The following is a 24,449-nucleotide window of genomic DNA, read 5'->3' on the forward strand; positions in this document are numbered from 1 at the left end:
ATTGTCCGCGTTTTTGTAGTTGCAGGGTTGTCAGCGCCGTGCGTTTGCGGTTATAAAAGCAGTCACAACTTTTTCGACACACCTTCGATCCATCATGTCCGCCAAGTTTTATTTTTATTTCTTTTGGCATCTCAAGCCGCTGGCGGATCGAGAGGGGTGAGTCGTACACAGGTTGAACAGACCGAATTCCCGAAAAAACCGCCAGCAAGCCTGGCGGTTTTTTTTGGTCTCATAGTTTGATTAGAACGCTGCCGTTGGAGAATCGACATGCCCCCGCACAATACCGATGATGTTCGTATCCGCGAGTTGAAAGAGCTGACGCCGCCCGCGCATTTGATCCGCGAATTCCCCTGCGCCGAGCCGGTTTCGGAACTGATCTACAACGCGCGACAGTCGATGCATCGCATTCTTCACGGGATGGATGACCGGTTGATCGTGATCATCGGGCCTTGCTCGATTCATGATCCTCGCGCGGCGCTTGAATATGCCGGGAAGCTGATCGAGCAGCGCAAGCGGTTCGCGGGCGAGCTGGAGATCGTGATGCGGGTGTATTTCGAAAAGCCGCGCACCACCGTTGGATGGAAGGGGCTCATCAACGATCCGTATATGGATAACAGCTTCAAGATCAATGACGGGTTGCGGGCCGCGCGCGAGTTGCTCATGCATATCAACGAGCTTGGGCTTCCCGCTGGCACCGAGTATCTCGACATGATCAGTCCGCAGTACATCGCCGATCTGATTTCGTGGGGGGCGATTGGGGCGCGGACTACCGAATCTCAAGTGCATCGCGAGCTTGCTTCCGGTTTGTCTTGTCCGGTGGGGTTCAAGAATGGCACGGATGGGAATGTGAAGATCGCTGTCGATGCGATCAAGGCGGCGTCGCAGCCGCATCATTTTCTCTCCGTTACTAAAGGCGGGCATTCGGCGATCGTTTCCACCGCGGGGAATGAGGATTGCCATATTATTTTGCGCGGTGGTAAAGCGCCTAATTACGATGCGGCGAGTGTGGATGCGGCTTGTAGTGATATCGGGAAGGCTGGTCTTGCTGCGCGGCTGATGATCGATGCGAGTCACGCCAATAGCTCCAAGAAGCATGAGAATCAGATTCCGGTTTGTGAGGATATCGGCAAGCAGCTCGCCGCTGGGGATGAGCGGATCGTGGGGGTGATGGTGGAGTCGCATCTTGTTGCAGGGCGGCAGGATTTGAAGGAAGGGTGCGAGTTGACCTACGGGCAGAGCGTGACCGATGCTTGTATTGGGTGGGATGAAAGCGTGAAGGTGCTTGAGGGATTGGCAGAAGCGGTCAAGCAGAGGCGAGTAGTACGCGGCGGGGGCAATTAAAATCAGTAAGCGGTCGCATCGAGCCGCGACCGCTTACGCCGACGGCGGAACAGGTAATCGGCATTAGCGAACTATGAGCGCGTCCACGCGACATTGAGTAACTGCATGCCGACAACTTCAAAGTCGTCGGAGTTGGGATTTCAGTAAGCACGGCGGCAATAGCAATGAGACACCGGGTGCAAACAGTTAAGCATTTGACCCTCTCGGCGAGTTCCATAGAACGTCAACGCCACCGTCAACGCGATTGAGTACTCGCGATAGCACGAACATCAAATCCGAAAGCCGATTCACATACCTCCGCGGCGCCTCATTAACCCCCGCGGTCTCTACACGCCCCAACGCCACAATCGCCCTTTCCGCCCTCCGACAAACCGTCCGCGCGACATGGGCCAGCGCAGCCCCCCTCGACCCACCCGGCAAAATAAACTCTTTGAGCGGCGGCAACGTCGCGTTGTACTCTGCGAGCCACGCATCCAGCCGTTCAAGATGCGACTCCTGAATCATCGAATGCCCGGGAATCGAGAGTTCCCCACCAAGATCAAACAAATCATTCTGAATCTGCGTCAGCGCGTCCCGCACATCCGAAGGCATCGGTTCACACAAAAGCACGCCGATACACGAATTCAACTCATCCACATCGCCAATCGCGGCGATCCGCGCATCGTCTTTCGAAACGCGGCTTCCATCGCCCAATCCTGTCGTTCCATCGTCGCCGGTGCGCGTGGTGATCTTGCTCAAGCGGTTACCCATCGCTGACTCCCTGATAAGCAGACAAAAACCCGACCCATTATAGGCAGACCCGCGCGTCCAAAACGCCCCGAAAACCCCGCCCCGCCGACCTTCCCCCCGACGGCGTAAAATGAGATAAACACCGTACGGCTTTCGCGCCGATCGCAAGCCTGGACAAAACGGCCCGGTCGCAAAGGCATCACGCGGAAAGCCGCAACGCTCATACCAAGCGCGCAATCAAGAACGCAAATCCGCACCGCCCGGAGACACCTTGTGAACCACCCCACCGAACACCAGGCGCTCGAAAAACGCCCCTTCCCCGCCGCGCTGCTCGAAGCCCTGAAGCAAAAATTCGCCGACCGTATCTCAACCGCGCAAGCAGTACGAGAACACCACGGCCGCGACGAATCGCCGTTCGATCCGCAACTTCCCGACGCCGTCGTTTTCGCGCGCAGCACCGAGGAAGTGCAGGCCATCGTGAAGCTCTGCGCCGAACACGGCGTCCCGATCATCCCCTACGGCAACGGCTCCTCGCTCGAAGGTCACTTGCTCGCGGTCCAGGGCGGCGTCTCCATCGACCTGTCCGAGATGAACCAGATCGTCTCGATCAACGCCGAAGACCTCACGGTGACGGTGCAACCCGGCATCTCCCGCAAGCAACTGAACGAAGCGCTCAAGGACACCGGCCTCTTCTTCCCGATCGATCCTGGCGCGGATGCGAGCATCGGCGGCATGTCCGCGACGCGCGCCTCCGGCACCAACGCCGTGCGCTACGGCACGATGCGCGAGAACGTCCACGGGCTCACCGTCGTGCTCGCCGATGGCCGCGTCATCAAGACGGGCACACGCGCGCGCAAATCGTCGGCGGGTTATGACCTCACGCGTCTTTTCGTAGGCTCGGAAGGCACGCTCGGCGTCATCACCGAAATCACGGTGCGTCTCTATCCGCAACCCGAAGCGATATCGGCGGCCGTGTGCGCATTTCCGTCGATGGGAGACGCCGTGCGCGCCGTCATCGAAACCATTCAGATGGGCGTGCCGATCGCGCGCGTCGAGTTCGTCGACAAGCTCGCCGTGCGCGCGATCAACCGTCACTCGAATCTGACGTTGCGCGAATCGCCGATGCTGTTCTTCGAATTCCACGGCACCGAATCCGGCGTCAAGGAACAGGCGCAGACCGTGCAGGACATCGTCGCGGAGAACAAGGGCGAGGACTTCGAATGGGCGACGCGCCCCGAAGACCGCAGCCGTCTCTGGAACGCGCGCCATTCGGCCTACTTCGCGATGCTGCAACTGAAGCCCGGCTGCCGCGCCGTCACCACCGACGTCTGCGTGCCGATCTCTCGTCTCGCCGAATGTGTCGAGGAAACGGAAAAGGATCTGCGAGGCTCGTACTTGCCGAGCCCGATCGTCGGGCACGTCGGCGACGGCAACTTCCACGTCGCGATGCTGCTCGATCCCGAGAAGCCCGAAGAGCTGGAAGAAGCGGAGCGCATCAATCGACGCATCGTCGGACGCGCGCTCGCGATGGGCGGCACCTGCACCGGCGAACACGGCGTCGGGCTGCACAAGATGGGCTTCCTGATCGATGAGCACGGCGAAGACGCCATCGCGACCATGCGCGCCATCAAACAGGCGCTCGATCCGAAAAACCTGATGAACCCGGGGAAAATCTTCACTTTCGAAGGCTGACGAAGTCGCGCAAGATGCAAGCATCAAATAAGCGCGACTGTCTGCGCAGGCATCAAAAGGAGGAGACATGAACGCACCCGACGAGCTCAAAGCCGAGCAGATGCCGCCCAACCTGCCGTACGAGGACGCGCCCGCGCTGACCGAAGATCAGCTCGCCGCGCGTCAACGCGAGGTCGTGCAGGCGCTGATGGCCGTGCTGCCCACGCACTGTCTGCTCTTTCGCGACGAAGATACCGCCGCGTACGAATGCGATGGCCTCGCCGCGTATCGGCGGCTGCCGCTCGCGGTGGCGCTGCCTGAAACCGAGGCGCAGGTGCAGCGCGTCGTGCAGATCTGCGCGCGTCTTTCCATTCCGATCGTTCCGCGCGGCGCGGGCACCGGCCTTTCCGGCGGCGCAATGCCGATCCGCCACGGCATCGTGCTGTCGCTTGCGCGCTTTCGCAAGATCGTCGAAGTCGATCCCTACGCGCGCACCGCCACCGTGCAACCGGGCGTGCGCAATCTCGCGATTTCGGAGGCCGCCGCGCCCTACGGTCTGTACTACGCGCCCGATCCTTCGTCGCAGATCGCGTGCACGATCGGCGGAAACGTCTCCGAGAACTCAGGCGGCGTGCACTGCCTGAAATACGGCCTCACGGTACACAACGTCCTGCGCGTGCGCGCGGTGACGATGGACGGCGATGTCGTCGAGTTCGGCTCGCTCGGCCCGGATGCGCCGGGTCTCGATCTGCTCGCGGTCCTAATCGGCAGCGAAGGCATGTTCGCGATCGTCACCGAGATCACCGTCAAGCTGATCCCGAAGCCGCAAACGGCGCAAGTCATCATGGCGAGCTTCGACGACGTCGTGAAAGGCGGCAACGCAGTCGCCGCGATCATCGCCGCGGGCATCATCCCGGCCGGCCTCGAAATGATGGACAAGCCCGCGACGCGCGCCGTCGAAGAGTTCGTCAACGCGGGCTACGACCTCGACGCCGCCGCGATCCTGCTGTGTGAATCCGATGGCACGCACGATGAAGTCGCCGAGGAAATCGTCCGCATGACGGCTGTCCTGCGCGAGCACGGCGCATCGCGCATCCAGATTTCGCGTTCCGAAGCCGAGCGCCTCAAGTTCTGGTCCGGCCGCAAGAACGCGTTTCCGGCGGCGGGCCGCATCTCGCCGGACTATTACTGCATGGACGGCACCGTGCCGCGCCGGGCAATCGGGCCGCTGCTCGCGCGTATCGAAGAGATGGAGAAGAAGTACGCGCTGCGCTGCATCAACGTGTTCCACGCCGGCGACGGCAACATGCATCCGCTGATTCTCTTCAACGGCAACGATCTCGACGAATGGCATCGCGCCGAGGCGTTCGGCTGCGACATCCTGGAATGTTGCGTCGAACTGGGCGGCACGGTGACGGGCGAGCATGGCGTGGGCATCGAGAAAATCAATTCGATGTGCGTGCAGTTCTCGCCGGAAGAGCGCGACGCGTTCTTCGCGGTCAAGCGCGCGTTCGATCCGCCGGGTCTGCTCAACCCCGACAAGGGCATCCCGACGCGCGCGCGCTGCGCAGAGTACGGCAAGATGCATGTGCGCGGCGGGCTGTTGCCGCATCCCGAATTGCCGCGTTTCTGATTTCTCACGAGGCGCGGCGCGCGTTCCGCTATCCATGTTTCTCCGAGTGCGGCAGCGTTAAGCGGCCGGTACAATCGACCGGACAGCCGTCAGAAAGCTGACACAGAAGTCGAAGCCCGAAATCGACGAACTAGCGGAACACCCATGGAACAGGACGACATCGTCGCCGGCTGGTCGGAGAGAATCGCCCGGGCCACGGAATCCGGCACGCTGCTGCGCATCCGCGGCGGCGGGACGAAGGACTGGTACGGCCAGACGCTCCAGGGAGAAATCCTCGACACGCGGGCGCATCGCGGCATCATCGAGTATGACCCGGCGGAACTCGTCATCACCGCGCGCAGCGGCACGCCGCTGGCCGAAATCGAAGCGGCGCTCAGAGCGCACAACCAGATGCTGCCGTTCGAGCCGCCGCACTTCGGGCGCAATGCGACGCTGGGCGGCTGCATCGCCGCGGGGCTCGCGGGCCCGCGTCGCGCATGGACCGGCGCGCCGCGCGATTTCGTGCTCGGGGCGGTCGTCATGAACGGGCACGGGCAAGTGCTGCATTTCGGCGGTCAGGTGGTGAAGAACGTCGCGGGCTATGACGTGTCGCGCCTGCTCGCGGGATCGCTCGGCACGCTCGGGCTGATCCTCGAACTGTCGATCAAAGTGTTGCCGCGCCCCGTCGCCGAAGCCACGCTGAAGTTCGACATGCACGCGACCGATGGCGTGCGCAAGCTCAACGAATGGGGCGGCCATCCGTTGCCGATCTGCGGCAGCGCGTGGCGCGACGGCACGCTCGCGCTGCGTCTCGCGGGCGCGGAAGCGGCCGTGAAGACGGCGCGCAATACGCTCGGCGGCGAGGTCGTCGATGCGGTCGAAGCGGACCGTTTCTGGATCGGCATGCGCGAACAGACGGACCCGTTCTTCGCGGTGATCGAACCGCGCTCGGCGCTGTGGCGGCTCGCGTTGCCGTCGATCGCGGAGCCGCTGCATCTGCCGGGCGCGCAACTGATGGAATGGGGCGGCGCGCAGCGCTGGTGGATCACCGACACCGATCCGCAGACCGTGCGCATCAGCGCGAAGCAGGCGGGCGGACACGCGACGATCTTCCGCGCGGGTTCCGCCTACGATCGCAATGCAGGCGTGTTCACGCCGCTGCCCGCGCCGCTGATGAAGATTCATCGTGGATTGAAAGCCGCATTCGATCCGGCGCGCATCTTCAACCGCGCGCGTTTGTATCCCGACTTCTAGGCGCTTCGATGCAAACCAATCTCGCCGATTTCATCCGCGGCACGGCCGATGGCGACGAAGCCGACGCCATCCTGCGCAAGTGCGTGCACTGCGGCTTCTGCACGGCGACCTGCCCGACATACCAGATACTCGGCGACGAACTCGACGGGCCGCGCGGGCGCATCTATCTGATGAAGCAGATGCTCGAAGGCGCGCCGGTCTCGCGCAGCACGCAACTGCATCTGGATCGATGTCTCACGTGCCGCAATTGCGAAAGCACGTGCCCATCGGGCGTGCAGTATGGGCGGCTCGTCGAGATCGGGCGCAAGATCGTCGAAGAGAAGGTCGAGCGGCCGATGCGTCATCGCCTGCAACGGCGCCTGCTCGCGAGCTTCCTGCCGAACAGCACGCTCTTCACCCCCGCGATGAAGCTCGGACAGCAGTTCCGCGGCATCCTCCCTCGCAAGTTGCGCGCGAAGATTCCCGTGCCCGAGCGGCCGCTCGCGCCGCCCACGAACAAGCACGAACGCAAGATGCTGATGCTCGCGGGCTGCGTCCAGCCGGCGATGATGCCGAACGTCAACACCGCGACCGCGCGCGTGTTCGATGCGCTCGGCATCGAGATCGTCACGGCGCCGTCGGCGGGCTGTTGCGGCGCGATTCGCCTGCATCTCGGCTACAACGAAGACGCGCTCGACGACGTGCGCAACAACATCGACGCATGGTGGCCGTATGTGGAAAGCGGCGTCGAGGCGATCGTGATGAACGCGTCGGGCTGCGGCGCGACGGTGAAGGAATACGCGCATCTGTTGCGCAACGATCCGGCGTATGCGGAGAAGGCGCAGAAGATCGTCGATCTGACGCGCGATCTCGCCGAAATCCTGCCGATGTACGAAGAGGAACTCGTCGCGCTTTCGCGCCGGCGCGGCGTGCATACCGTGGCGTTCCATCCGCCGTGCACGTTGCAGCATGGACAGCAGATTCGCGGACACGTCGAGCATCTGCTGACCGCGCTCGGGCTCGAAGTGCGCCTGCCCGCCGATAGCCACCTGTGCTGCGGATCGGCGGGAACGTATTCGGTCCTCCAGCCGAAGCTCTCGTACACGCTGCGCAATCAGAAGCTCGATCGGCTGGAGAAGCTGGAGCCGCAAATGATCGTGTCGGCGAATGTCGGCTGCATCGCGCATCTGCAAAGCGGCACGTCGACGCCCGTCACGCACTGGATTCAACTGCTGGAGCATCTGCTGTACGGTTGAGCGCTTCGTATAATGGCCGGATGATTCTTTAGGCTGGCTCAGGTATGTCCATCGCTCAACATCTCGAAGAAGTCCATCAACGCATCGCGAAGGCCGCACAAAGCGCGTCGCGCGATGCGGCTTCCGTCACGCTGCTCGCCGTGTCCAAGACCTTTCCCGCGAACGACGTGCGCGCCGCCTTCGACGCCGGCCAGCGCGCGTTCGGCGAGAACTACGTGCAGGAAGGCATCGCGAAGATCGCGGAACTCGCCGATCTGCGCGGCGACATCGAATGGCATTTCATCGGGCCGCTGCAATCGAACAAGACGAAGCTCGTCGCCGAACAGTTCGACTGGGTGCATTCCATCGACCGGCTGAAGATCGCAGAGCGGCTTTCCGCGCAACGTCCCGACGGCACGCCCGCGCTCAACGTCTGCATCCAGGTGAACGTGAGCGGCGAGGCGTCGAAGAGCGGCGTCGAGCCTGAGGAAGCCGCCGCGCTCGCGCATGCTGTCGCCGCCCTGCCCGGCCTCCGTCTGCGCGGCCTGATGGCGATTCCCGAGCCCGCCGATACCCTCGACGCGCAACGCGTGCCGCACGCCCGCCTGCGCGATCTGATGAACACGCTGCGCGCCGATGGCCTCGATCTCGACACGCTCTCGATGGGCATGTCCGCCGATCTCGAAGCCGCCGTGCTCGAAGGCGCGACGATGGTGCGCATCGGCAGCGCGATTTTCGGCGCGCGCACTTACACCACCTGACCTCACCTCAACCATGAAAATTGCATTCATCGGCGGCGGCAACATGGCCGCGGCGCTCATCGGCGGTCTCGTCAAGCGCGGCGTCGCGCCGTCCGACATCTACGCCGTCGACATCAACGACGAAGCGCGCGCGCGCACCGCGAAGCAGTTCGGCATCGCGACCGGCGCGGCCGTCGACGCGAAGCTCGCCGATTACGACGCGATCGTGCTCGCCGTGAAGCCGCAAGTGCTCAAGAGCGTGGCCGAAGCGCTCGCGCCGCATCTGTCGAAGCAGACGATCATCAGCATCGCGGCGGGCATCCGCGCGACGGATCTCTCGCGCTGGCTGAACGGCTACACGCAAATCGTGCGCACGATGCCGAACACGCCCGCGCTGATCGGCATGGGCGTGACGGGTCTCGCCGCGCTGCCCGGCGTGAGCGATGCGGCGAAGGCGCTCAGCAGCGAGGTGCTGGAAGCGGTCGGGACGGCCGTCTGGTTCGACGACGAAGCGAAACTGGACGCCGTCACCGCGATCTCCGGCAGCGGCCCGGCCTACGTGTTCTATTTCATCGAAGCGATGCAGGAAGCGGCGCGTCAGCTCGGCATGGACGAGGAGCAAGGCCGCGCGCTGGCGGTCGCCACGTTCACGGGCGCGGCGCAACTGGCGGCGCAATCGGGCGAGCCGGCGAGCGTGCTGCGCGAGCGCGTGACATCGAAGGGCGGCACGACGGCGGCGGCGCTCGCATCGTTCGATGCGCAGGGTGTGAAGGACGCGATCGTGCGCGGCGCGCTGGCGGCGCAAGCGCGGGCGAAAGAGATGGGGGATGAGTTGGGCGGGGCTTGAGCGACGGCGCGGCTCGTTGCGATTGTCCGCTTCAGCCGATATAGACGACGTTATCGCGTTCCACGATGTTCTGGCGCACGGGGTCGCGCTCGCTGATGGCCAGCAGGTTGGGATTCACCGTGTAAAAATCCGCATAACCCATGCTGGCCAGAAACGCGCGGATCGACTTCGCATCGCTTTTGAGCGTTTCCACCAGCACGACCGGCGCGCAGCGTTTCAATGTTTCAGTTGCGCCTTTCAACACATCCATTTCCATGCCCTCGACATCGATCTTGATGAAATCGACGCGTTCGAGCTCCAGTGAATCGATGCTGATCATCGGCACCGCAACGCCTTTTCGCGGATCGTACGAAATGTCTTGTCCGACACTCAGCGTGTTTTCCAACTCGCGCAGTTCCAGACTTCCGAAACTTCCCGGCGAATAATAATCCGGCTGCGGGATGATGATCCGGCCGACCGATTCGCCGAGCGCCGTGAGTTTCGCGCGCGCATTCAGGCAATTATTGATCGCGAGATTGCCGGCCAGCGCGTAATACACGATTTCCTGAGCCTCGAAGCTCAGCACATTGCCCCAACCGTACATCCGACGCGCCCATTCGATCGAATGCACGCCGATATTGGCGCCGCCGTCGATCGCAAAGACGCCGTCGCCGAAATACTTGCGGCGCTGCGCCAGCAACTCGAGCACGAACGAGACTTCGCTGGCGTCGAAACTGGATGTACTGAGTAATTGATGCCCCACGCCATAAGCAAAATTATCCTGAACGGCGACATCGTTTCGATTGATGATCATGGTGCCGTGATTCGACGCGGCAAGGACGAAAGCAATAGGACGTTCGGGTAAGGACATGGCAGGTATCTATCTTTAAGGAAATGAGGAATCGTGCGGAAACCGGCATTCGTGCGCGGTGCGTTGGCGGCTCTTCGTGCAGAGGCCTTAAGCGAGCGCGAGGCGCGTGCCTGCGCGCTATCGTCGCCGCGCGGAAAGCCTTGGGCGTCTGATCGGCTTGTCGAAGGAAGAGACAGTGCTTTCGTTCTGAATCACCAGGCGCCGTGGGACGGGTCCTTTTCAGCGTGCCCAGGAATAAATCGTTTGCCTGACTTACGACCTTATCAAAACATAAGGCCGCGAACCCGCGATGAAAGCACTTTTGTCGTTCTCAGACTGTTTCGCGGACTGGCATAAGCGGCGAGCTGCCGCTTCGAGCAACGCGCCTTGCACACGTTGCGACACGCGATCCAGCAAAAGGGATCAATTCGAGAACGCGTAATGCAGCGCAATCCCCGCGAACAACATTCCCCCGAGCCAGTTGTTGTGCTTGAACGCGGCAAAGCACGCCATCCGCTCGCGATTGCGAATCAGCCCGTAGTGATAAACCGCGCAACCCGCAGCCGCGAGCCAGCCGAGCCAGTAGAGCCAGCCATATCCCAGCGCGATGCCGATACCCACATAGATCGCGAGCGTCACGGCGTAGCACAGCATGACGGCCAGCACGTCGTATCGGCCGAACGTGAGCGCCGACGTGCGGATGCCGATCTTGATGTCGTCGTCGCGATCGACCATCGCGTATTCGGTGTCGTACGCGACCGACCAGAACACGTTCGCCGCGAGCATGATCCACGCGAGCATCGGCACATGGTTTTGCACGGCGGCGAAGGCCATCGGAATGCCGAAGCCGAACGCGATGCCGAGGTACGCCTGCGGGATCGCGAAGAAGCGCTTGGTGAACGGATACGTGCCCGCGACGAACAGCGCGAACACCGACAACTCCTTGGTGAGCGTGTTGAGCGGCAGGATCAGCAGGAACGCGACGAGCGCGAGCGCCGTCGCGAGCGCCACCGCTTCCCATGCCTTGATCTTGCCCGACGTGATCGGCCGCTCGGCGGTGCGCTTCACGTGGCGATCGAAGTCGCGGTCGGCGTAGTCGTTGATCGCGCAGCCCGCCGAGCGCATCAGAATCGTGCCGATCGTGAAGATGACGAGCAGCATCGGCGACGGACGGCCGTCGGATGCGATCCACAATGCGTTGAGCGTCGGCCATAGCAGCAACAGGCTGCCGATGGGCTTGTCGAGGCGCACGAGGCGCATGTAGAGCGGAAGACGGGCGAGCATGGCGGAGGTCGATGCAGAGAAACGCGGTCCGGCTATTTTAGATCAGCGCGTTCGTTCATCCTCAAAAGCAAAAACCCCGCATGAGAGCGGGGTTTCGTCGCTTCGCAACCGAAGAAGTATCAGGCCAGCATCGCGCGCAGCATCCACGCGGTCTTCTCGTGCGTCTGCATGCGCTGCGTGAGCAGGTCGGCGGTCGGCTCGTCGTTCGCGGCTTCGGTCGCCGGGAAGATCTCGCGCGCCGTGCGCACCACCGCTTCCTGGCCTTCCACCAGTTGGCGGATCATCTCTTCCGCAGCCGGCACGCCGTCCGCTTCCGGAATCGACGACAACTTCGCGAACTCCTTGTAGCTGCCCGGCGCATGCACGCCCAGCGCGCGAATGCGTTCCGCGATCGAATCGACGGCGAGCGCGAGTTCGGTGTATTGCGTCTCGAACATCAGATGCAGCGTGTTGAACATCGGACCCGTGACGTTCCAGTGGAAGTTGTGGGTCTTCAGATAGAGCGTGTATGTATCGGCCAGCAGCCGTGACAGCCCGTCGGCGATCTTCTTGCGGTCTTTGTCGCTGATGCCGATGTTGACGGCAGGTGCAGTGCCTTTCTTCGCCATGATGACTCCGTGAGAGAGTGATTCGAACGGTGCGAGCGCCGCTTGCATCGCCTTGTCGCGCGGCGCTTCGAGCGCTCGACAGTTTATCTTAGAGAAACGGGGAACGCCTTATCGTGACAAGACTTTCGAGCGTCTTGACGATCTTCAGGCACCGACCACACCGCTCGCGACGACGAGTCCATAGCCCATCGCGACGATGCCGAAAGCAAGCGCGACGCGCATCGTGCGCGACGCGTGACGGCTGGATGCTTCGATATGCTCGACCGCCTGTGCGATGTGATTCAACGCTTGCGACATGATGGTTTCTCCCGTTGTGGTCTTGGGACCGATAGAGGGAGCTTACAGAGAACTATCGAAATTTATAATTTGATTAATTTTATTTATTCGATAGTCATTCTCGGCGGGATTCTGAAGTCGGACCGAACGAACTACTTAGACAACCTAATCAATCGGCAAAAAAGAGAGGAAAGTCAGAAGCGCCGTGTTTCGTCAGAACCACTGCGCATCCAATCGCGCGAACATCGTCAGTTCACCGCCACCGGCATGTCCAGCTTCCTGACGCCCGGCAAATCGCAATTGGCGATCGCTTCGGAGATCGCGTCGATGGCCGGCATGCGCGTGAAGCTCTTGCGCCACGCGAGCACGACACGCCGGTCCGGCACCGGCTCATCGAACGGCACGTAGCTGAGCAGACCGGAATCGATGCCTCCCGCGTGCGGCCTCACCTCGCTCACCGACATGCGCGGCAGCACCGTAATACCGACGCCGCTCGCGACCATATGACGGATCGTCTCCAGCGAGGAACCTTCGAACGTCTTCTGGATGCCGTCCGCGTTCTGCGAGAAGCGCATGAGTTCGGGGCACACGCCGAGCACGTGATCGCGGAAGCAATGACCGCTTCCGAGCAGCAACATGGTTTCCTGCTTGAGATCGTCCGGATCGATCTTCGCGCGGTTCTCCCACGCGTGTCCGGAAGGCATCGCGACGACGAACGGCTCGTCGTAGAGCGCGCGCACCATCAGGCCGGTTTCGGGAAACGGCAGCGCCATGATCGCGACATCGATTTCGCCCTGCTTCAGGAGCTCGATCAGCTTGAGCGTGTAATTCTCCTGGAGCATGAGCGGCATCTGCGGAACCGACTTGATCATCTGCTTGACGAGCGTGGGCAGCAGATACGGTCCGATGGTGTAGATCACGCCGAGGCGCAGCGGTCCGACAAGCGGATCTTTTCCCTGCTTGGCGATTTCCTTGATGGCGAGCGTCTGTTCGAGCACGCGCTGCGCCTGCGTCACGATCTGTTCGCCGATAGGCGTCACGCTGACTTCGCTCGTGCCGCGCTCGAAGATCTGCACATTGAGTTCGTCTTCGAGCTTCTTGATTGCCACCGACAAAGTCGGCTGGCTGACGAAGCACGCCTCGGCCGCGCGACCAAAATGCCGCTCGCGCGCGACCGCGACGATGTACTTCAGTTCAGTGAGGGTCATTGGCGGCCAATGAAATACGTTGATTCAATAGGTTTGAGTTATACACCTGCCAACCGTCGTTCGACAACTTCTGCCGATTCGCCGGTCCGCGTCGGTTAAATAGGGACCGACATGGCCCGCGCGAGTTCAGTCAGGCCTTCAAATAGTGCTCCCGCGCGCCCAGCCAGCGTGCGAGGTGCCGCGTGACCGCGTCGGGGAATTGCGCGAGCATCTGGTCGGCGGCGGCGCGCGCCGGCTCGATCAGCCAGCCATCGTTTTCGAGACTCGCGAAACGCAGCATCGCTTCGCCCGATTGCCGCGCGCCGAGAAACTCGCCGGGGCCGCGAATTTCGAGATCACGGCGAGCGATTTCGAAGCCGTCGGTGGTCTCACGCATGGTTTTCAGGCGCGCGCGCGCGGTTTGCGATAGCGGGTTCGCATACATCAGCACGCACACGGACGCCGCGCTGCCCCGCCCCACTCGACCGCGCAACTGGTGCAATTGCGCGAGGCCGAAACGCTCCGCATGCTCGATCACCATCAGCGACGCGTTCGGCACGTCCACGCCGACTTCGATTACCGTCGTCGCGACGAGCAATTGCACTTCGTTGCGCGAGAACGCGTCCATCACCCCCGCTTTTTCCGCGGGCGCGAGCCGTCCGTGAACCAGCCCGACGCGCAGTTCGGGCAGCGCGGCGACCAGCGTCTCGTAAGTCTCGACAGCCGTCTGCAACTGCAGCGTCTCGCTCTCCTCGATCAGCGGACAGACCCAGTACACCTGGCGTCCGGTCAGCGCCGCTTCGCGAACACGGCCGATGATCTCGTCGCGCCTGCCGTCCGACACCACTTTGGTGAGAATCGGCGTGCGGCCGGGCGGCAGTTCGTCGATGGTCGAGACGTCGAGATCCGCGTAGTAGGTCATCGCGAGCGTGCGCGGGATCGGCGTCGCGGACATCATCAGTTGATGCGGCTGGAAATCGCGCGCGCCGTCCGCCGCATTGAGCGCCTTCGCGCGCAAGGCGAGCCGCTGCGCGACGCCGAAGCGATGCTGCTCGTCGACGATCACGAGTCCGAGGCGCGCGAACTCCACCGCATCCTGAATGATCGCGTGCGTGCCGATGACGAGCTGCGCCGTGCCGAGCGCCGCCGCCTCGGTCGCTGCGCGCTTTTCCTTCGCCTTCAGGCTGCCCGCGAGCCACGCGACCGTGACGCCGAGCGGCTCCAGCCAGCCGCGCAGTTTGCGCGCGTGCTGCTCCGCGAGGATTTCGGTCGGCGCCATGAGCGCGGCCTGATAGCCCGCATCGATGGCCTGCGCCGCAGCCAGCGCCGCGACGATCGTCTTGCCGCTGCCGACATCGCCTTGAAGCAGACGCTGCATCGGATGCGCGAGCGTCAGTTCACCCGCGATTTCGGCCACCACGCGCTGCTGCGCGCCGGTCAACGCGAACGGCAAGGCGCGCAACAGCTTCACGACGAGCGAAGCGTCATCGTCCGGCAGGCGGCGCGGCATCGCGGGCGCGGCGCGCGTGCGCCGTTCCTCGTGCGCGCGCTTGAGCGACAGTTGCTGCGCGAGCAATTCCTCGAACTTGATACGCGTCCACGCCGGATGCGTGCCGTCGATGAGCGCGGTTTCATCCGAATCCGCGCGCGGATGATGCAGCGTCTTCACGGCATCGAGGAGGCCTGGCACGTTCAGCGGCGCGAGATGCGCGCGCGCGATCGGCTCGGGCAGCAGTTCCGGCAGCGACACGCGCGAAATGGCGGAATCGATTGCCTTGCGCAGATAAGCCTGCGAGATGCCCGCCGTCGACGGATAAACTGGCGTGAGCGCTTGTGGCAGCGGCGCGCCGTCATCGACGGGACGCACCGCCGGATGCACCATCTCCATGCCGAAAAAGCCGCCGCGCACGTCGCCGCGCACGCGCAGGCGCACGCCGATGGCCATCTGCTTGACCTGCGAGCCGTAGAAGTTGAGAAAGCGCAGCGTGAGTTCGTCGCCGGCGTCGTCGTTGATCTTCACGAGCAACTGGCGACGCGGCCGATACGCGATCTCGTTGTCGAACACGACGCCTTCGGTCTGCGCGATATCGCCCGGAATCAGTTCGCCGATGGGCGTGAGCGAGGTCTCGTCCTCATAGCGCATCGGCAGATGCAGCACGAGATCGATGTCGGATTTCAGGCCGAGCTTCGCGAGCTTGTCCGCCGTCCTGACGACGGGTTTCGGCTTCTTCTCGGCGCTTTCGGCCGTCTTCGCCCGCTTGCGCGCGACAGGCGCTTCGGCTTCGTCCGCAGTCGGGAGCGCATCGGTCGGGGAAGCCAGGCGGCGGTCGGACAAGGGCATTGACTCTCTTCGCAAGTACAATATGAGGTTTGTTCGGCGCGTTTCTCGTGTCGTTCGCGCTTCGTTCACGCCATGTTCACGCTTTCCGATTTCGATTTTAATCTGCCGCCCGAGCTGATCGCGCAGAGCGCGCTCGCCGAGCGCAGCGCGAGCCGCCTGCTCGAGGTGGACAACCGCGCCACGCCCGCCACGCTGATCGACCGGCGTTTCTCCGAACTGCCCGATCTGATCGCGCCGGGCGATCTTTTGGTGTTCAACGATACCAAAGTCCTGAAGGCGCGCTTCTTCGGCCAGAAGGCCAGCGGCGGGCGCGTCGAGGTGCTGGTCGAGCGTCTGACCGGCGCGACCACGGCGCTCGCGCAGATTCGCGCGAGCAAGAGCCCGGGTGAAGGCACCACGATCCGCCTCGCCGATGCATTCGATGTGACCGTCGGCGAACGCATCGAGCCGTTCTACACGCTGCACTTTCCGGCCGAATGCCTGACGCTCATCGAGCAATACGGGCGCTTGCCGCTGCCGCCGTATATCGAGCACGACGCCGACGCCTACGACGAAACGCGCTATCAGACGGTGTATGCGGCGAATCCGGGCGCGGTGGCCGCACCGACTGCCGGCCTGCATTTCGACGACGCGCTTTTCGCCGAGCTCGATGCACGCGGCGTCGAGCGCGCGACGTTGACGCTGCACGTCGGCGCGGGCACGTTCCAGCCGGTGCGCGTGGAGAACATCGCCGAGCACAAGATGCACAGCGAGTGGTACGACCTGCCGCAATCGCTCGTCGATCGCATCGCGGCGGTGAAGGCGCGCGGCAATAGCGTCATCGCCGTCGGCACGACGTCGATGCGCGCGCTCGAAGCCGCCGCGCGCGATGCGGCCCAAGCCGACCGGCCGCTCGCGGCGACGCAGGCCGAAACCGATATCTTCATCACGCCGGGCTACGGATTTCGCGTCGTCGACCGGCTGGTGACGAACTTCCATCTGCCGAAATCGACGCTGCTGATGCTCGTGTCCGCGTTCGCCGGCATGGAAACGATCCGCGATGCGTACAGGCACGCGATCGAGGAAAAGTACCGTTTCTTCAGTTACGGCGACGCCATGCTGCTGACGCGCCGCGACTAGATTTTTAACCAATGCGCTGGACTGTTTTCCAGTGGCAGGAATTCAAATGACCGCAACCCATACCCCGCCCGAGAACGGGCTCAAGTTCGAATTGCTGACGACCGACGGCCAGGCGCGCCGCGGCCGTCTCACGCTCAATCACGGCGTCGTCGAGACGCCGATCTTCATGCCGGTCGGCACCTACGGCACCGTCAAAGCGATCCAGCCGCGCGAACTCGAAGAGATTCGCGCGCAGATCATCCTCGGCAACACGTTCCACCTGTGGCTGCGTCCGGGGCTGGAGGTGATCGGCGCGCACGGCGGCTTGCACAAGTTCATGGGCTGGAACCGGCCGATTCTGACCGATTCGGGCGGCTTCCAGGTCTTTTCGCTCGGCGAACTGCGCAAGATCACGGAGGAAGGCGTCACGTTCGCGTCGCCGATCAACGGTGACAAGCTCTTCCTGTCGCCCGAAGTGTCGATGCAGATTCAAAAGGTGCTGAACTCCGACATCGTTATGCAGTTCGACGAATGCACGCCCTACTCGACCAACGGCATTCCGACTTCGCACAAGGACGCCGCGGATTCGATGCGCATGTCGATGCGCTGGGCGAAGCGCTCCATCGACGAATTCAGCAAGCTCGGCAACCCGAACGCGCTCTTCGGCATCGTGCAGGGCGGCATGTTCGAAGACCTGCGCGACGAATCGCTCGCCGGTCTTTCCGACATCGGTTTTCATGGCCTCGCGATCGGCGGGCTGTCGGTCGGCGAGCCGAAGGAAGACATGATGCGCGTGCTGAATCACATCGGTCCGAAGCTGCCGGCGGACAAGCCGCATTACCTGATGGGCGTCGGCACGCCGGAGGATCTCGTCGCGGGCGTCGCGGCGGGCGTCGACATGTTCGACTGCGTGATGCCGACGCGCAACGCGCGCAACGGCTGGCTCTTCACGCGCTTCGGCGATCTCAAGATCAAGAACGCGACGCACAAGAACTCGATGAAGCCGCTCGACGAAAGCTGCGGCTGCTACACGTGCCGGAATTTCACGCGCGGCTATCTGCATCATCTGCATCGCGTCGGCGAGATTCTCGGCGCGCAACTGAACACGATTCACAACCTGCACTACTACCTGGAGCTGATCGGCGAAGTGCGGGAATCGATCGAAAATCACACGTTCGAAGCGTTCCGCAAGACCTTTGCGGAGAATCGCGCGCGCGGAGTCGATTAAGCCAGGTCTTGAAACGGCGCGGCAAGTATTACAATCGCCTTTCTACCGCTTGCGGGAAATGCCGCGAAAGTCCGGGAAAGCGCGTCGTAACGGCTTGATGTCAAAGCGCATTCCCGGAGTGTCGCGGCATACGCGAGTGGTAGAATACCGGGCTAATTTCCATTCGAGTTTTTCGAACGTATTTGTGACGTTTTAACGGAGAGACCAACGTGTCGTTCATTTCCAATGCTTATGCACAAGGCCTTACCGCGGGTGGCGCGGAATCGAGCCTGATGAGCTTCCTGCCGCTGATCCTGATGTTCGCGGTGCTGTACTTCATCATGATCCGTCCGCAGATGAAGCGTCAGAAGGAGCATCGCAACATGCTCTCCGCCATGGCCAAGGGCGATGAAGTGGTGACGAACGGCGGCATCGTCGGCAAGGTCACGAAGGTCACGGATGCATACGTGGGCGTCGAAATCGCCGAAGGCACGGAAATCACCATCCAGAAGGCTGCCGTGACGACCATTCTCCCGAAGGGCACGATCAAGTCGCTGTAAGGCCACTCGTTCCACCGCGTCCGGCGCGGCCTCGCTCACCGAGCCGTCCGAGTCTTCACGACCGGCTCATCGCGCATAACGCCGGACGCCCTCTCCTCCGAAGCCAACTTTCCGGTCGGCCATTCCCATGAATCGTTATCCCCTCTGGAAGTATGTCGTGATGCTGGTGGCGCTCGTCATCGGTCTCGTGTACACGCTCCCCAACTTCTTCGGCGAGGCGCCCGCAGTTCAGGTGTCGAGCGGCAAGGCGACGGTCAAGCTCGATTCCTCGACGCTTGCGAACGTCGAAGCCGCGCTCGCCGCGAGCAACATCAAGGCCGACGAAGTCACCTTCGATAACTCGCAGCTGAACGCGAACATCCGCGTGCGCCTGAAAGACACCGACACGCAGTTGCACGTGAAGGATCTTCTCTCGAAGGCGCTGAACGCCGATCCGACCGATCCGCAGTACATCGTCGCGCTGAATCTGCAGAGCGCCTCGCCGCGCTGGCTGACGGCGCTGCATGCGCTGCCGATGTACCTCGGTCTCGATCTGCGCGGCGGCGTGCACTTCCTGCTGCAGGTCGACATGGCCGGCGCGCTCAACAAAAAGCTCGATTCCGATGCCGCCGACGCGCGCACCTATCTGCGCGACCGCAATATCCGCGATGGCGGCGTGAACCGCGTCGGGCAATCAGTGGTCGTGAACTTCTCGGATCAGGCGAGCGCGGACAGCGCGCGCACGCAGCTCCAGACGGGCGTGTCCGAACTGCAATGGACGACGCGCCAGGGCGGCGACGGTTTCCAGGTGGTCGGCACGTTCTCGCCGGACGCGCAGAAGATCGTCGAAGACAGCGCGCTCAAGCAGAACATCACGACGCTGCATAACCGCGTGAACGAACTCGGCGTCGCGGAGCCGGTGATCCAGCAGCAGGGCTCGGACCGCATCGTGGTCGAGCTGCCGGGCGTGCAGGACACCGCGAAGGCGAAGGACATCATCGGCCGCACGGCGACGCTCGAAGCGCGCCTGGCCGATCCGGTCAACACCTACATCGGCCCGAACGACGCGGTTCCGCCCGGCGACGAAGCGTTCAAGCAGGGCGACCGCCTCGTGCTCTTGCGCAAGCAGGTGATCTTCACCGGCGACCGCATCATCGACGCTTCGGCGGGCTTCGACGAGCATCAGCGCCCGTCGGTCAATATCCGTCTGGACTCGGCCGGCGGCCGCGCGGTGTCGGCGGTGTCGCGCGACAACATCGGCAAGCCGATGGCCATGGTCCTGTTCGAAAAGGGCAAGGGCGAAGTGCTGACGGTCGCGACGATCCAGTCCGAACTCGGCGACCGCTTCTCGATCACCGGCCAGCCGACCCCGCAAGCCGCCACCGATCTCGCGCTGCTGCTGCGCGCCGGTTCGCTCGCGGCACCGATGGACATCATCGAGGAACGCACGGTCGGCCCGAGCCTCGGCGCGGACAACATCAAGAAGGGCTTCGATTCGGTGACCTACGGTTTCGCCGCGATCGCCATCTTCATGATCGCGTACTACCTGCTGTTCGGCGTCTTTTCGATGCTGGCGCTGTCGGTCAATCTGCTGTTGCTGGTCGCGGTGCTCTCGCTCCTGCAGGCGACGCTGACCTTGCCGGGCATCGCGGCTATCGCGCTCGCGCTCGGTATGGCGATCGACGCGAACGTGCTGATCAACGAACGTATCCGCGAGGAACTGCGTAACGGCGCGCCGCCGCAGACCGCGATTCAGGAAGGCTTCAAACACGCCTGGGCGACGATTCTCGACTCGAACGTCACCACGCTGATCGCCGGTCTCGCGCTGCTCGCGTTCGGTTCGGGTCCGGTGCGCGGCTTCGCGGTCGTGCACTGTATCGGCATTCTTACGTCGATGTTCTCGGCGGTGTTCTTCTCGCGCGGGCTCGTGAACCTGTGGTACGGCGGCAAGAAGAAGCTGAAGTCGCTCGCGATCGGTCAGGTGTGGCGTCCGGAAGGCGCGAACGCCGAAGCGGCCGCGGCGGCCTATCTCGCGGCACAGCGCGGCGACGAATCGCCTGTCGACGAAATCGTGAAGACCGCGAAGGGCAAGACGAAGACGGCAGTGGCCGCGCCGCGCCCGGCGCCTCAGGCGCAAGCGCGCTCGGGCAAGCCGACGGTGCGCCGTCGTTCGGGCCCCGGCATCGATCAACAGAAACCGGGCGAGTCCCGCTGATTCCGCTGAGTCCGGAGAGATAGACAATGGAATTCTTCCGTATTCGCCGCGACTTGCCGTTCATGGAACGCGCGTTGATCTTCAACGTGATTTCGTTCGTGACGTTTCTCGTGGCCGTATTTTTCCTCATGCATCGCGGCCTGCACCTGTCGGTGGAGTTCACCGGCGGCACGGTCGTCGAAGTGCAGTATCCGCAAGCCGCGCAGCTCGAACCGGTGCGCGCGTCGATGTCGAGGCTCGGCTACCCCGACGCGCAAGTGCAGAACTTCGGCACGTCGCAGGATGTGCTGATTCGTCTGCCGCTCAAGCAGGGCCTGACGTCCGCGCAGCAGAGCGACCAGGTGATGACCGCGCTCAAGACCGACAACGCCGAAGTGAAGCTGCAGCGCGTCGAGTTCGTCGGTCCGCAGGTCGGCAAGGAACTCGTGACGAACGGCCTGCTCGCGCTCGCGTGCGTGGTGATCGGCATCGTGATCTATCTGTCGTTCCGCTTCGAATGGAAGTACGCGGTGGCGGGCATCATCGCCAACTTGCACGACGTGGTGATCATTCTCGGCTTCTTCGCCTACTTCCAGTGGGAGTTCTCGCTGTCCGTGCTGGCGGCGATTCTCGCGGTGCTCGGCTATTCGGTGAACGAGTCGGTGGTTATCTTCGACCGGATTCGCGAAACCTTCCGCAAGCAGCGCAAGATGACGGTGCGGGAAGTGATCGACCACGCGATCACGAGCACGATGTCGCGAACCATCATCACCCACGGCTGTACGGAAATGATGGTGCTGTCGATGTTCTTCTTCGGCGGCCCGACGCTGCATTACTTCGCGCTGGCGCTGACCGTCGGTATTCTGTTCGGTATCTATTCGTCGGTGTTCGTCGCGGCGGCACTCGCGATGTGGTTCGGCGTGAAGCGCGAGGATCTCGTGAAGGACAAGAAGGACAAGTTCGATCCGAACGACCCGAACGCGGGCGCGCAGGTTTGAGGCGCACGCACTTCGCAGGGGCGTAAAAAAACGGCCGGTCTTCGCAGACCGGCCGCTTTGCATTGAGGCGTCGAACTTACTGCTTCACGCCTTCGGCCTGAATATGCAGCACCGTCTTCAGGCTGAAGCCGTACGACTTGCCGTAGTCCATTCCGAAGTCGCCGCGATCGAAGGTGGTCGTCGCTTCCACGCCGCACACTTCCTTCTTCATCATCGGATTCACGAAGCACTTGAAGCTCTCGACCTTCAGGTTGATCGGCTTCGTCACGCCGTGCATCGTCAGCGTGCCGATGACTTCCGAGGGCTGGTCGCCGTCGAACTTGATCGACGTGCCCTTGTACTCGGCCGTCGGATACTTCGCGACATCGAAGAACTCGGCTTTTTGCAGATGCTCGTCCAGCTTCGGATTGCCCGTGTTGACCGACGACAGGTCGATCGTCACGTTCACCGTGCCGGTCTTCGCCGCGCGATCCAGCGTGACTTCGCCGCTGCTCTTGTTGAACTTGCCGCGCCACGTCGACACGCCGCCGAAGTGATCGGCTTCGAAGCTCGGATACGTGTGATTCGGGTCGAGCTTGTACGTGTCGGCAGCCATCGCGCCGAACGACAGACCCAGTGCAACCGCGCCCGCGGCGATGATCGAAAGCTTTTTCAAGTTCTTCTCCTGACTAACTAGGTACGCTGAATATGCGTGTGTGACAAAACCGCCGCTCACTTCTTCGCGGCAACGATGTGAAACTTGATGACGACGTCGTCCGCGACGATCGACGTGTCTTTCCATTCGCCCGTCCCGACATCGAACTGGGTGCGCTTGATCGGCAGCGCGCCGTCGAAGGTTTCCGTCGCGCCCTGCTGCGTGACCGTCACCGGAACCGTGACCGTCTGCGACTTGCCCTTGATCGTGATCTTGCCGGTCACGTTGTACTTGTTGCCGCCGGCCGGCGCGATCGCGCTGGAGACGAAGGTCGCCGTCGGAAACTTGGCGGCATCGAACCATTCCGCGCCGCGGACCTGCTTGTTGTAGTCGTCGTCGCCGAGGTCGTAGCTGCCGGTGTCGATCGTGATGTTCGCCGTGCCCGCGGTCGGCTTCGCCGGGTCGAAGGCGATCTGCGCGCTGAACTTGTTGAACTTGCCGTCGGTGGGGACGTTCATCTGCTTCGAGGTGGCGATCACCGTGCTCTTGCTTGCATCCACCTGCGCCTGTGCGCCGGCGACCAAAGCAAGCGAAGCCGCCGTAGCCAGCATCCAACGATTGAGTTTCACTTTCATGTGTGCCCTATTCAAACGGTCCGATCGAACAAACCGGTATTGGAAATCATTATTGAGTTTTCCGTAAAACATGACAACCGATTCGATGCTGGCGCGTTATATCTCTGACGGATTGATCGGAGATGCGCGCCATGGCAACGAAGCCGTTGGACGAGGCAACGAAGAAGCGTTTGCGGGCCGCCCGGATGCTTTTGGCGGGCAAAGGTCCGGCAGAGGTGGCACTTGCCGTGGGGGTAGCCCGACAGACGGTGTACACATGGAAGCGGTTACTCGATGAAGGCGGAATCGATGCGCTGCGTGCGGTGCCGGGTCGAGGTCGTCCAGCGCGGCTTGATGCGCAGCAATTGGCGCAGCTACGGCAGGTATTGCTACAGAAGCCGACCGAACACGGCTTTGGCACCGAGCTATGGACGCTCAAGCGCGTGGGCGTGCTCATCAAGCGCATGTATGGGGTCGAGTTCGGACACACGCAAATCTGGCGCATTCTCGGGACGCTTGGTTTCAGCGCACAGAAGCCTGAGCGGCGCGCAATCGAGCGCGATGAAGAAGCGGTGCGCCACTGGAAGCGGCACACCTGGCCCGCGCTTAAAAAAAAGCCAAGCGCGAAGGCCGATTGATTGTCTTTATCGACGAGACCGGCATCAGCGAGCGCCCCACACGGGTGCGCACCTGGGCGCCGAAGGGGCAAACGCCAGTTATCCAGTTTCATTTCAACTGGCACCACGTGTCGGCGATCGCGGGCCTCAGTCGCACGAACTACCTGTTTCGGTTGTACGAAGGTAGCGTAAAGAAGGAACAGGTGGTCGAGTTTCTCAAGGCGCTCAAAGCCCATCTGAAGCAGCCGCTGCTTATCATCTGGGATGGTGCCAGGCCTCACCATGCCGCGATTGTCCGCCAATACCTGGATTCGCTCGACGGCCTTATTCAGATCACCTTTCTGCCACCGTATTGCCCGGAACTCAATCCCGTCGAGTACCTGTGGGCATGGCTCAAGCGTCATGCGATTGCGAACTTCTGCCCCGACAATCTCAACGAGTTGCACACCGTTGCTCGCAACAAACTCAAAAGCGCTCAGCACCGACCTTCGATCATCGCCGCGTGCTGGATTCAGGCAACGTTGTGGTGATGTCATGATTTATGAAAACGTCAATAGAACGCGATAACAATCAGCCGCCGGGAAACGCCCTGCCAACGGCGAAGAAACAATGCGA

The 24,449-nt window shown here is 62.5% G+C and carries 22 protein-coding genes; 13 read left to right on the top strand and 9 right to left on the bottom strand.

From position 1 onward, the window contains the following. Positions 1-267: 267 nt before the first annotated feature. A complete protein-coding gene (gene aroG, locus ACEN42_RS13425; protein ID WP_371880187.1) occupies positions 268-1,341 on the top strand; it encodes a 3-deoxy-7-phosphoheptulonate synthase AroG in 1,074 nt (357 codons plus the stop codon). A 186-nt stretch (positions 1,342-1,527) separates the two neighbouring features. On the opposite strand, the gene ACEN42_RS13430 is transcribed toward aroG, so the two are convergent. Beyond that, positions 1,528-2,091 carry a cob(I)yrinic acid a,c-diamide adenosyltransferase gene (locus tag ACEN42_RS13430; RefSeq protein ID WP_371880188.1) on the bottom strand — a complete coding sequence of 188 codons (564 nt, stop codon included), beginning with the start codon at positions 2,089-2,091 and terminating at the stop codon, positions 1,528-1,530. Positions 2,092-2,343: 252 nt separating this feature from the next. On the opposite strand from ACEN42_RS13430, the gene ACEN42_RS13435 reads away from it, so the two are divergent. The 6 genes from ACEN42_RS13435 (at position 2,344) to proC (ending at position 9,408) form a co-directional block, all read left to right on the top strand. Continuing rightward, positions 2,344-3,762, top strand: coding sequence for an FAD-binding oxidoreductase (locus tag ACEN42_RS13435; RefSeq protein WP_371880189.1), 1,419 nt, complete (start codon positions 2,344-2,346; stop codon positions 3,760-3,762). A gap of 100 nt (positions 3,763-3,862) precedes the next feature. Next, entirely contained in the window at positions 3,863-5,374 is a 1,512-nt protein-coding gene (locus ACEN42_RS13440) for an FAD-linked oxidase C-terminal domain-containing protein (RefSeq protein ID WP_035497956.1), read from the top strand. A gap of 144 nt (positions 5,375-5,518) precedes the next feature. Beyond that, positions 5,519-6,607 carry a glycolate oxidase subunit GlcE gene (gene glcE, locus ACEN42_RS13445; protein WP_187607524.1) on the top strand — a complete coding sequence of 363 codons (1,089 nt, stop codon included), beginning with the start codon at positions 5,519-5,521 and terminating at the stop codon, positions 6,605-6,607. An 8-nt stretch (positions 6,608-6,615) separates the two neighbouring features. Next, a complete protein-coding gene (gene glcF, locus ACEN42_RS13450) occupies positions 6,616-7,842 on the top strand; it encodes a glycolate oxidase subunit GlcF (protein ID WP_238209763.1) in 1,227 nt (408 codons plus the stop codon). Positions 7,843-7,886: 44 nt separating this feature from the next. Beyond that, positions 7,887-8,582, top strand: coding sequence for a YggS family pyridoxal phosphate-dependent enzyme (locus ACEN42_RS13455; protein ID WP_187607523.1), 696 nt, complete (start codon positions 7,887-7,889; stop codon positions 8,580-8,582). Positions 8,583-8,595: 13 nt separating this feature from the next. Then, on the top strand, positions 8,596-9,408 hold the full coding sequence (proC, locus tag ACEN42_RS13460) for a pyrroline-5-carboxylate reductase (RefSeq protein WP_371880190.1): 813 nt from the start codon (positions 8,596-8,598) through the stop codon (positions 9,406-9,408). A 31-nt stretch (positions 9,409-9,439) separates the two neighbouring features. Here proC and ACEN42_RS13465 read toward each other — a convergent pair whose 3' ends face one another. The 6 genes from ACEN42_RS13465 to recG all read right to left on the bottom strand — a co-directional run bounded on the left by ACEN42_RS13465 (position 9,440) and on the right by recG (position 16,002). Then, positions 9,440-10,258, bottom strand: coding sequence for an FkbM family methyltransferase (locus ACEN42_RS13465; protein WP_374191183.1), 819 nt, complete (start codon positions 10,256-10,258; stop codon positions 9,440-9,442). 402 nt (positions 10,259-10,660) lie between these two features. Beyond that, complete coding sequence (gene ubiA / locus ACEN42_RS13470; RefSeq protein WP_187607520.1) at positions 10,661-11,521, bottom strand: 4-hydroxybenzoate octaprenyltransferase; 861 nt, start codon at positions 11,519-11,521, stop codon at positions 10,661-10,663. 119 nt (positions 11,522-11,640) lie between these two features. After that, entirely contained in the window at positions 11,641-12,129 is a 489-nt protein-coding gene (locus tag ACEN42_RS13475) for a Dps family protein (protein ID WP_035497719.1), read from the bottom strand. Between the two features lie 144 nt (positions 12,130-12,273). Next, complete coding sequence (locus tag ACEN42_RS13480; protein ID WP_371880192.1) at positions 12,274-12,426, bottom strand: hypothetical protein; 153 nt, start codon at positions 12,424-12,426, stop codon at positions 12,274-12,276. 227 nt (positions 12,427-12,653) lie between these two features. Then, positions 12,654-13,613 carry a hydrogen peroxide-inducible genes activator gene (locus ACEN42_RS13485; protein ID WP_187607518.1) on the bottom strand — a complete coding sequence of 320 codons (960 nt, stop codon included), beginning with the start codon at positions 13,611-13,613 and terminating at the stop codon, positions 12,654-12,656. 130 nt (positions 13,614-13,743) lie between these two features. Next, entirely contained in the window at positions 13,744-16,002 is a 2,259-nt protein-coding gene (gene recG / locus ACEN42_RS13490) for an ATP-dependent DNA helicase RecG (RefSeq protein ID WP_187607517.1), read from the bottom strand. Between the two features lie 3 nt (positions 16,003-16,005). Here recG and queA point away from each other — a divergent pair, with 3 nt between their 5' ends. From queA to secF, 5 genes are all read left to right on the top strand, one after another. Beyond that, positions 16,006-17,052 (top strand): tRNA preQ1(34) S-adenosylmethionine ribosyltransferase-isomerase QueA, encoded by a 1,047-nt coding sequence (gene queA, locus ACEN42_RS13495; protein ID WP_371880193.1) that lies wholly within the window; start codon positions 16,006-16,008, stop codon positions 17,050-17,052. Positions 17,053-17,098: 46 nt separating this feature from the next. Then, the gene (gene tgt / locus ACEN42_RS13500; protein ID WP_238285080.1) at positions 17,099-18,259 is read left to right on the top strand and encodes a tRNA guanosine(34) transglycosylase Tgt; all 1,161 of its coding nucleotides are present in this window, start codon (positions 17,099-17,101) and stop codon (positions 18,257-18,259) included. 209 nt (positions 18,260-18,468) lie between these two features. Beyond that, complete coding sequence (yajC, locus tag ACEN42_RS13505) at positions 18,469-18,798, top strand: preprotein translocase subunit YajC (RefSeq protein ID WP_035497714.1); 330 nt, start codon at positions 18,469-18,471, stop codon at positions 18,796-18,798. A gap of 127 nt (positions 18,799-18,925) precedes the next feature. After that, positions 18,926-20,992, top strand: coding sequence for a protein translocase subunit SecD (gene secD, locus ACEN42_RS13510; RefSeq protein WP_187607514.1), 2,067 nt, complete (start codon positions 18,926-18,928; stop codon positions 20,990-20,992). A gap of 26 nt (positions 20,993-21,018) precedes the next feature. Next, on the top strand, positions 21,019-21,969 hold the full coding sequence (gene secF, locus ACEN42_RS13515; RefSeq protein WP_187607513.1) for a protein translocase subunit SecF: 951 nt from the start codon (positions 21,019-21,021) through the stop codon (positions 21,967-21,969). Between the two features lie 76 nt (positions 21,970-22,045). Here secF and ACEN42_RS13520 read toward each other — a convergent pair whose 3' ends face one another. Both ACEN42_RS13520 and ACEN42_RS13525 read right to left on the bottom strand, forming a co-directional pair. After that, on the bottom strand, positions 22,046-22,624 hold the full coding sequence (locus ACEN42_RS13520; protein WP_187607512.1) for a YceI family protein: 579 nt from the start codon (positions 22,622-22,624) through the stop codon (positions 22,046-22,048). Between the two features lie 56 nt (positions 22,625-22,680). Continuing rightward, the gene (locus tag ACEN42_RS13525; RefSeq protein ID WP_187607511.1) at positions 22,681-23,238 is read right to left on the bottom strand and encodes a YceI family protein; all 558 of its coding nucleotides are present in this window, start codon (positions 23,236-23,238) and stop codon (positions 22,681-22,683) included. A 131-nt stretch (positions 23,239-23,369) separates the two neighbouring features. Here ACEN42_RS13525 and ACEN42_RS13530 point away from each other — a divergent pair. Then, positions 23,370-24,364, top strand: a protein-coding gene (locus ACEN42_RS13530) for an IS630 family transposase (protein ID WP_371880194.1) whose coding sequence is annotated in 2 segments (ribosomal slippage) — positions 23,370-23,835 and positions 23,835-24,364 — 996 coding nt in all. Because the reading frame shifts where the segments join, the coding sequence is not laid out codon by codon here. The last annotated feature ends 85 nt before the right edge of the window (positions 24,365-24,449 follow it).

The sequence above is a fragment of the Caballeronia sp. S22 genome (assembly GCF_964261745.1).
GTDB classification, from domain to species: domain Bacteria; phylum Pseudomonadota; class Gammaproteobacteria; order Burkholderiales; family Burkholderiaceae; genus Caballeronia; species Caballeronia jiangsuensis.

Bases quoted from the DNA above. Each gene is read 5' to 3' on its own strand.
- aroG (WP_371880187.1), top strand. From the start codon at position 268: ATGCCCCCGCACAATACCGATGATGTTCGTATCCGCGAGTTGAAAGAG.
- ACEN42_RS13430 (WP_371880188.1), bottom strand. From the start codon at position 2,091: ATGGGTAACCGCTTGAGCAAGATCACCACGCGCACCGGCGACGATGGA.
- ACEN42_RS13440 (WP_035497956.1), top strand. From the start codon at position 3,863: ATGCCGCCCAACCTGCCGTACGAGGACGCGCCCGCGCTGACCGAAGAT.
- glcE (WP_187607524.1), top strand. From the start codon at position 5,519: ATGGAACAGGACGACATCGTCGCCGGCTGGTCGGAGAGAATCGCCCGG.
- glcF (WP_238209763.1), top strand. From the start codon at position 6,616: ATGCAAACCAATCTCGCCGATTTCATCCGCGGCACGGCCGATGGCGAC.
- ACEN42_RS13455 (WP_187607523.1), top strand. From the start codon at position 7,887: ATGTCCATCGCTCAACATCTCGAAGAAGTCCATCAACGCATCGCGAAG.
- proC (WP_371880190.1), top strand. From the start codon at position 8,596: ATGAAAATTGCATTCATCGGCGGCGGCAACATGGCCGCGGCGCTCATC.
- ACEN42_RS13465 (WP_374191183.1), bottom strand. From the start codon at position 10,258: ATGTCCTTACCCGAACGTCCTATTGCTTTCGTCCTTGCCGCGTCGAAT.
- ubiA (WP_187607520.1), bottom strand. From the start codon at position 11,521: ATGCTCGCCCGTCTTCCGCTCTACATGCGCCTCGTGCGCCTCGACAAG.
- ACEN42_RS13475 (WP_035497719.1), bottom strand. From the start codon at position 12,129: ATGGCGAAGAAAGGCACTGCACCTGCCGTCAACATCGGCATCAGCGAC.
- ACEN42_RS13480 (WP_371880192.1), bottom strand. From the start codon at position 12,426: ATGTCGCAAGCGTTGAATCACATCGCACAGGCGGTCGAGCATATCGAA.
- ACEN42_RS13485 (WP_187607518.1), bottom strand. From the start codon at position 13,613: ATGACCCTCACTGAACTGAAGTACATCGTCGCGGTCGCGCGCGAGCGG.
- queA (WP_371880193.1), top strand. From the start codon at position 16,006: ATGTTCACGCTTTCCGATTTCGATTTTAATCTGCCGCCCGAGCTGATC.
- tgt (WP_238285080.1), top strand. From the start codon at position 17,099: ATGACCGCAACCCATACCCCGCCCGAGAACGGGCTCAAGTTCGAATTG.
- secD (WP_187607514.1), top strand. From the start codon at position 18,926: ATGAATCGTTATCCCCTCTGGAAGTATGTCGTGATGCTGGTGGCGCTC.
- secF (WP_187607513.1), top strand. From the start codon at position 21,019: ATGGAATTCTTCCGTATTCGCCGCGACTTGCCGTTCATGGAACGCGCG.
- ACEN42_RS13525 (WP_187607511.1), bottom strand. From the start codon at position 23,238: ATGAAAGTGAAACTCAATCGTTGGATGCTGGCTACGGCGGCTTCGCTT.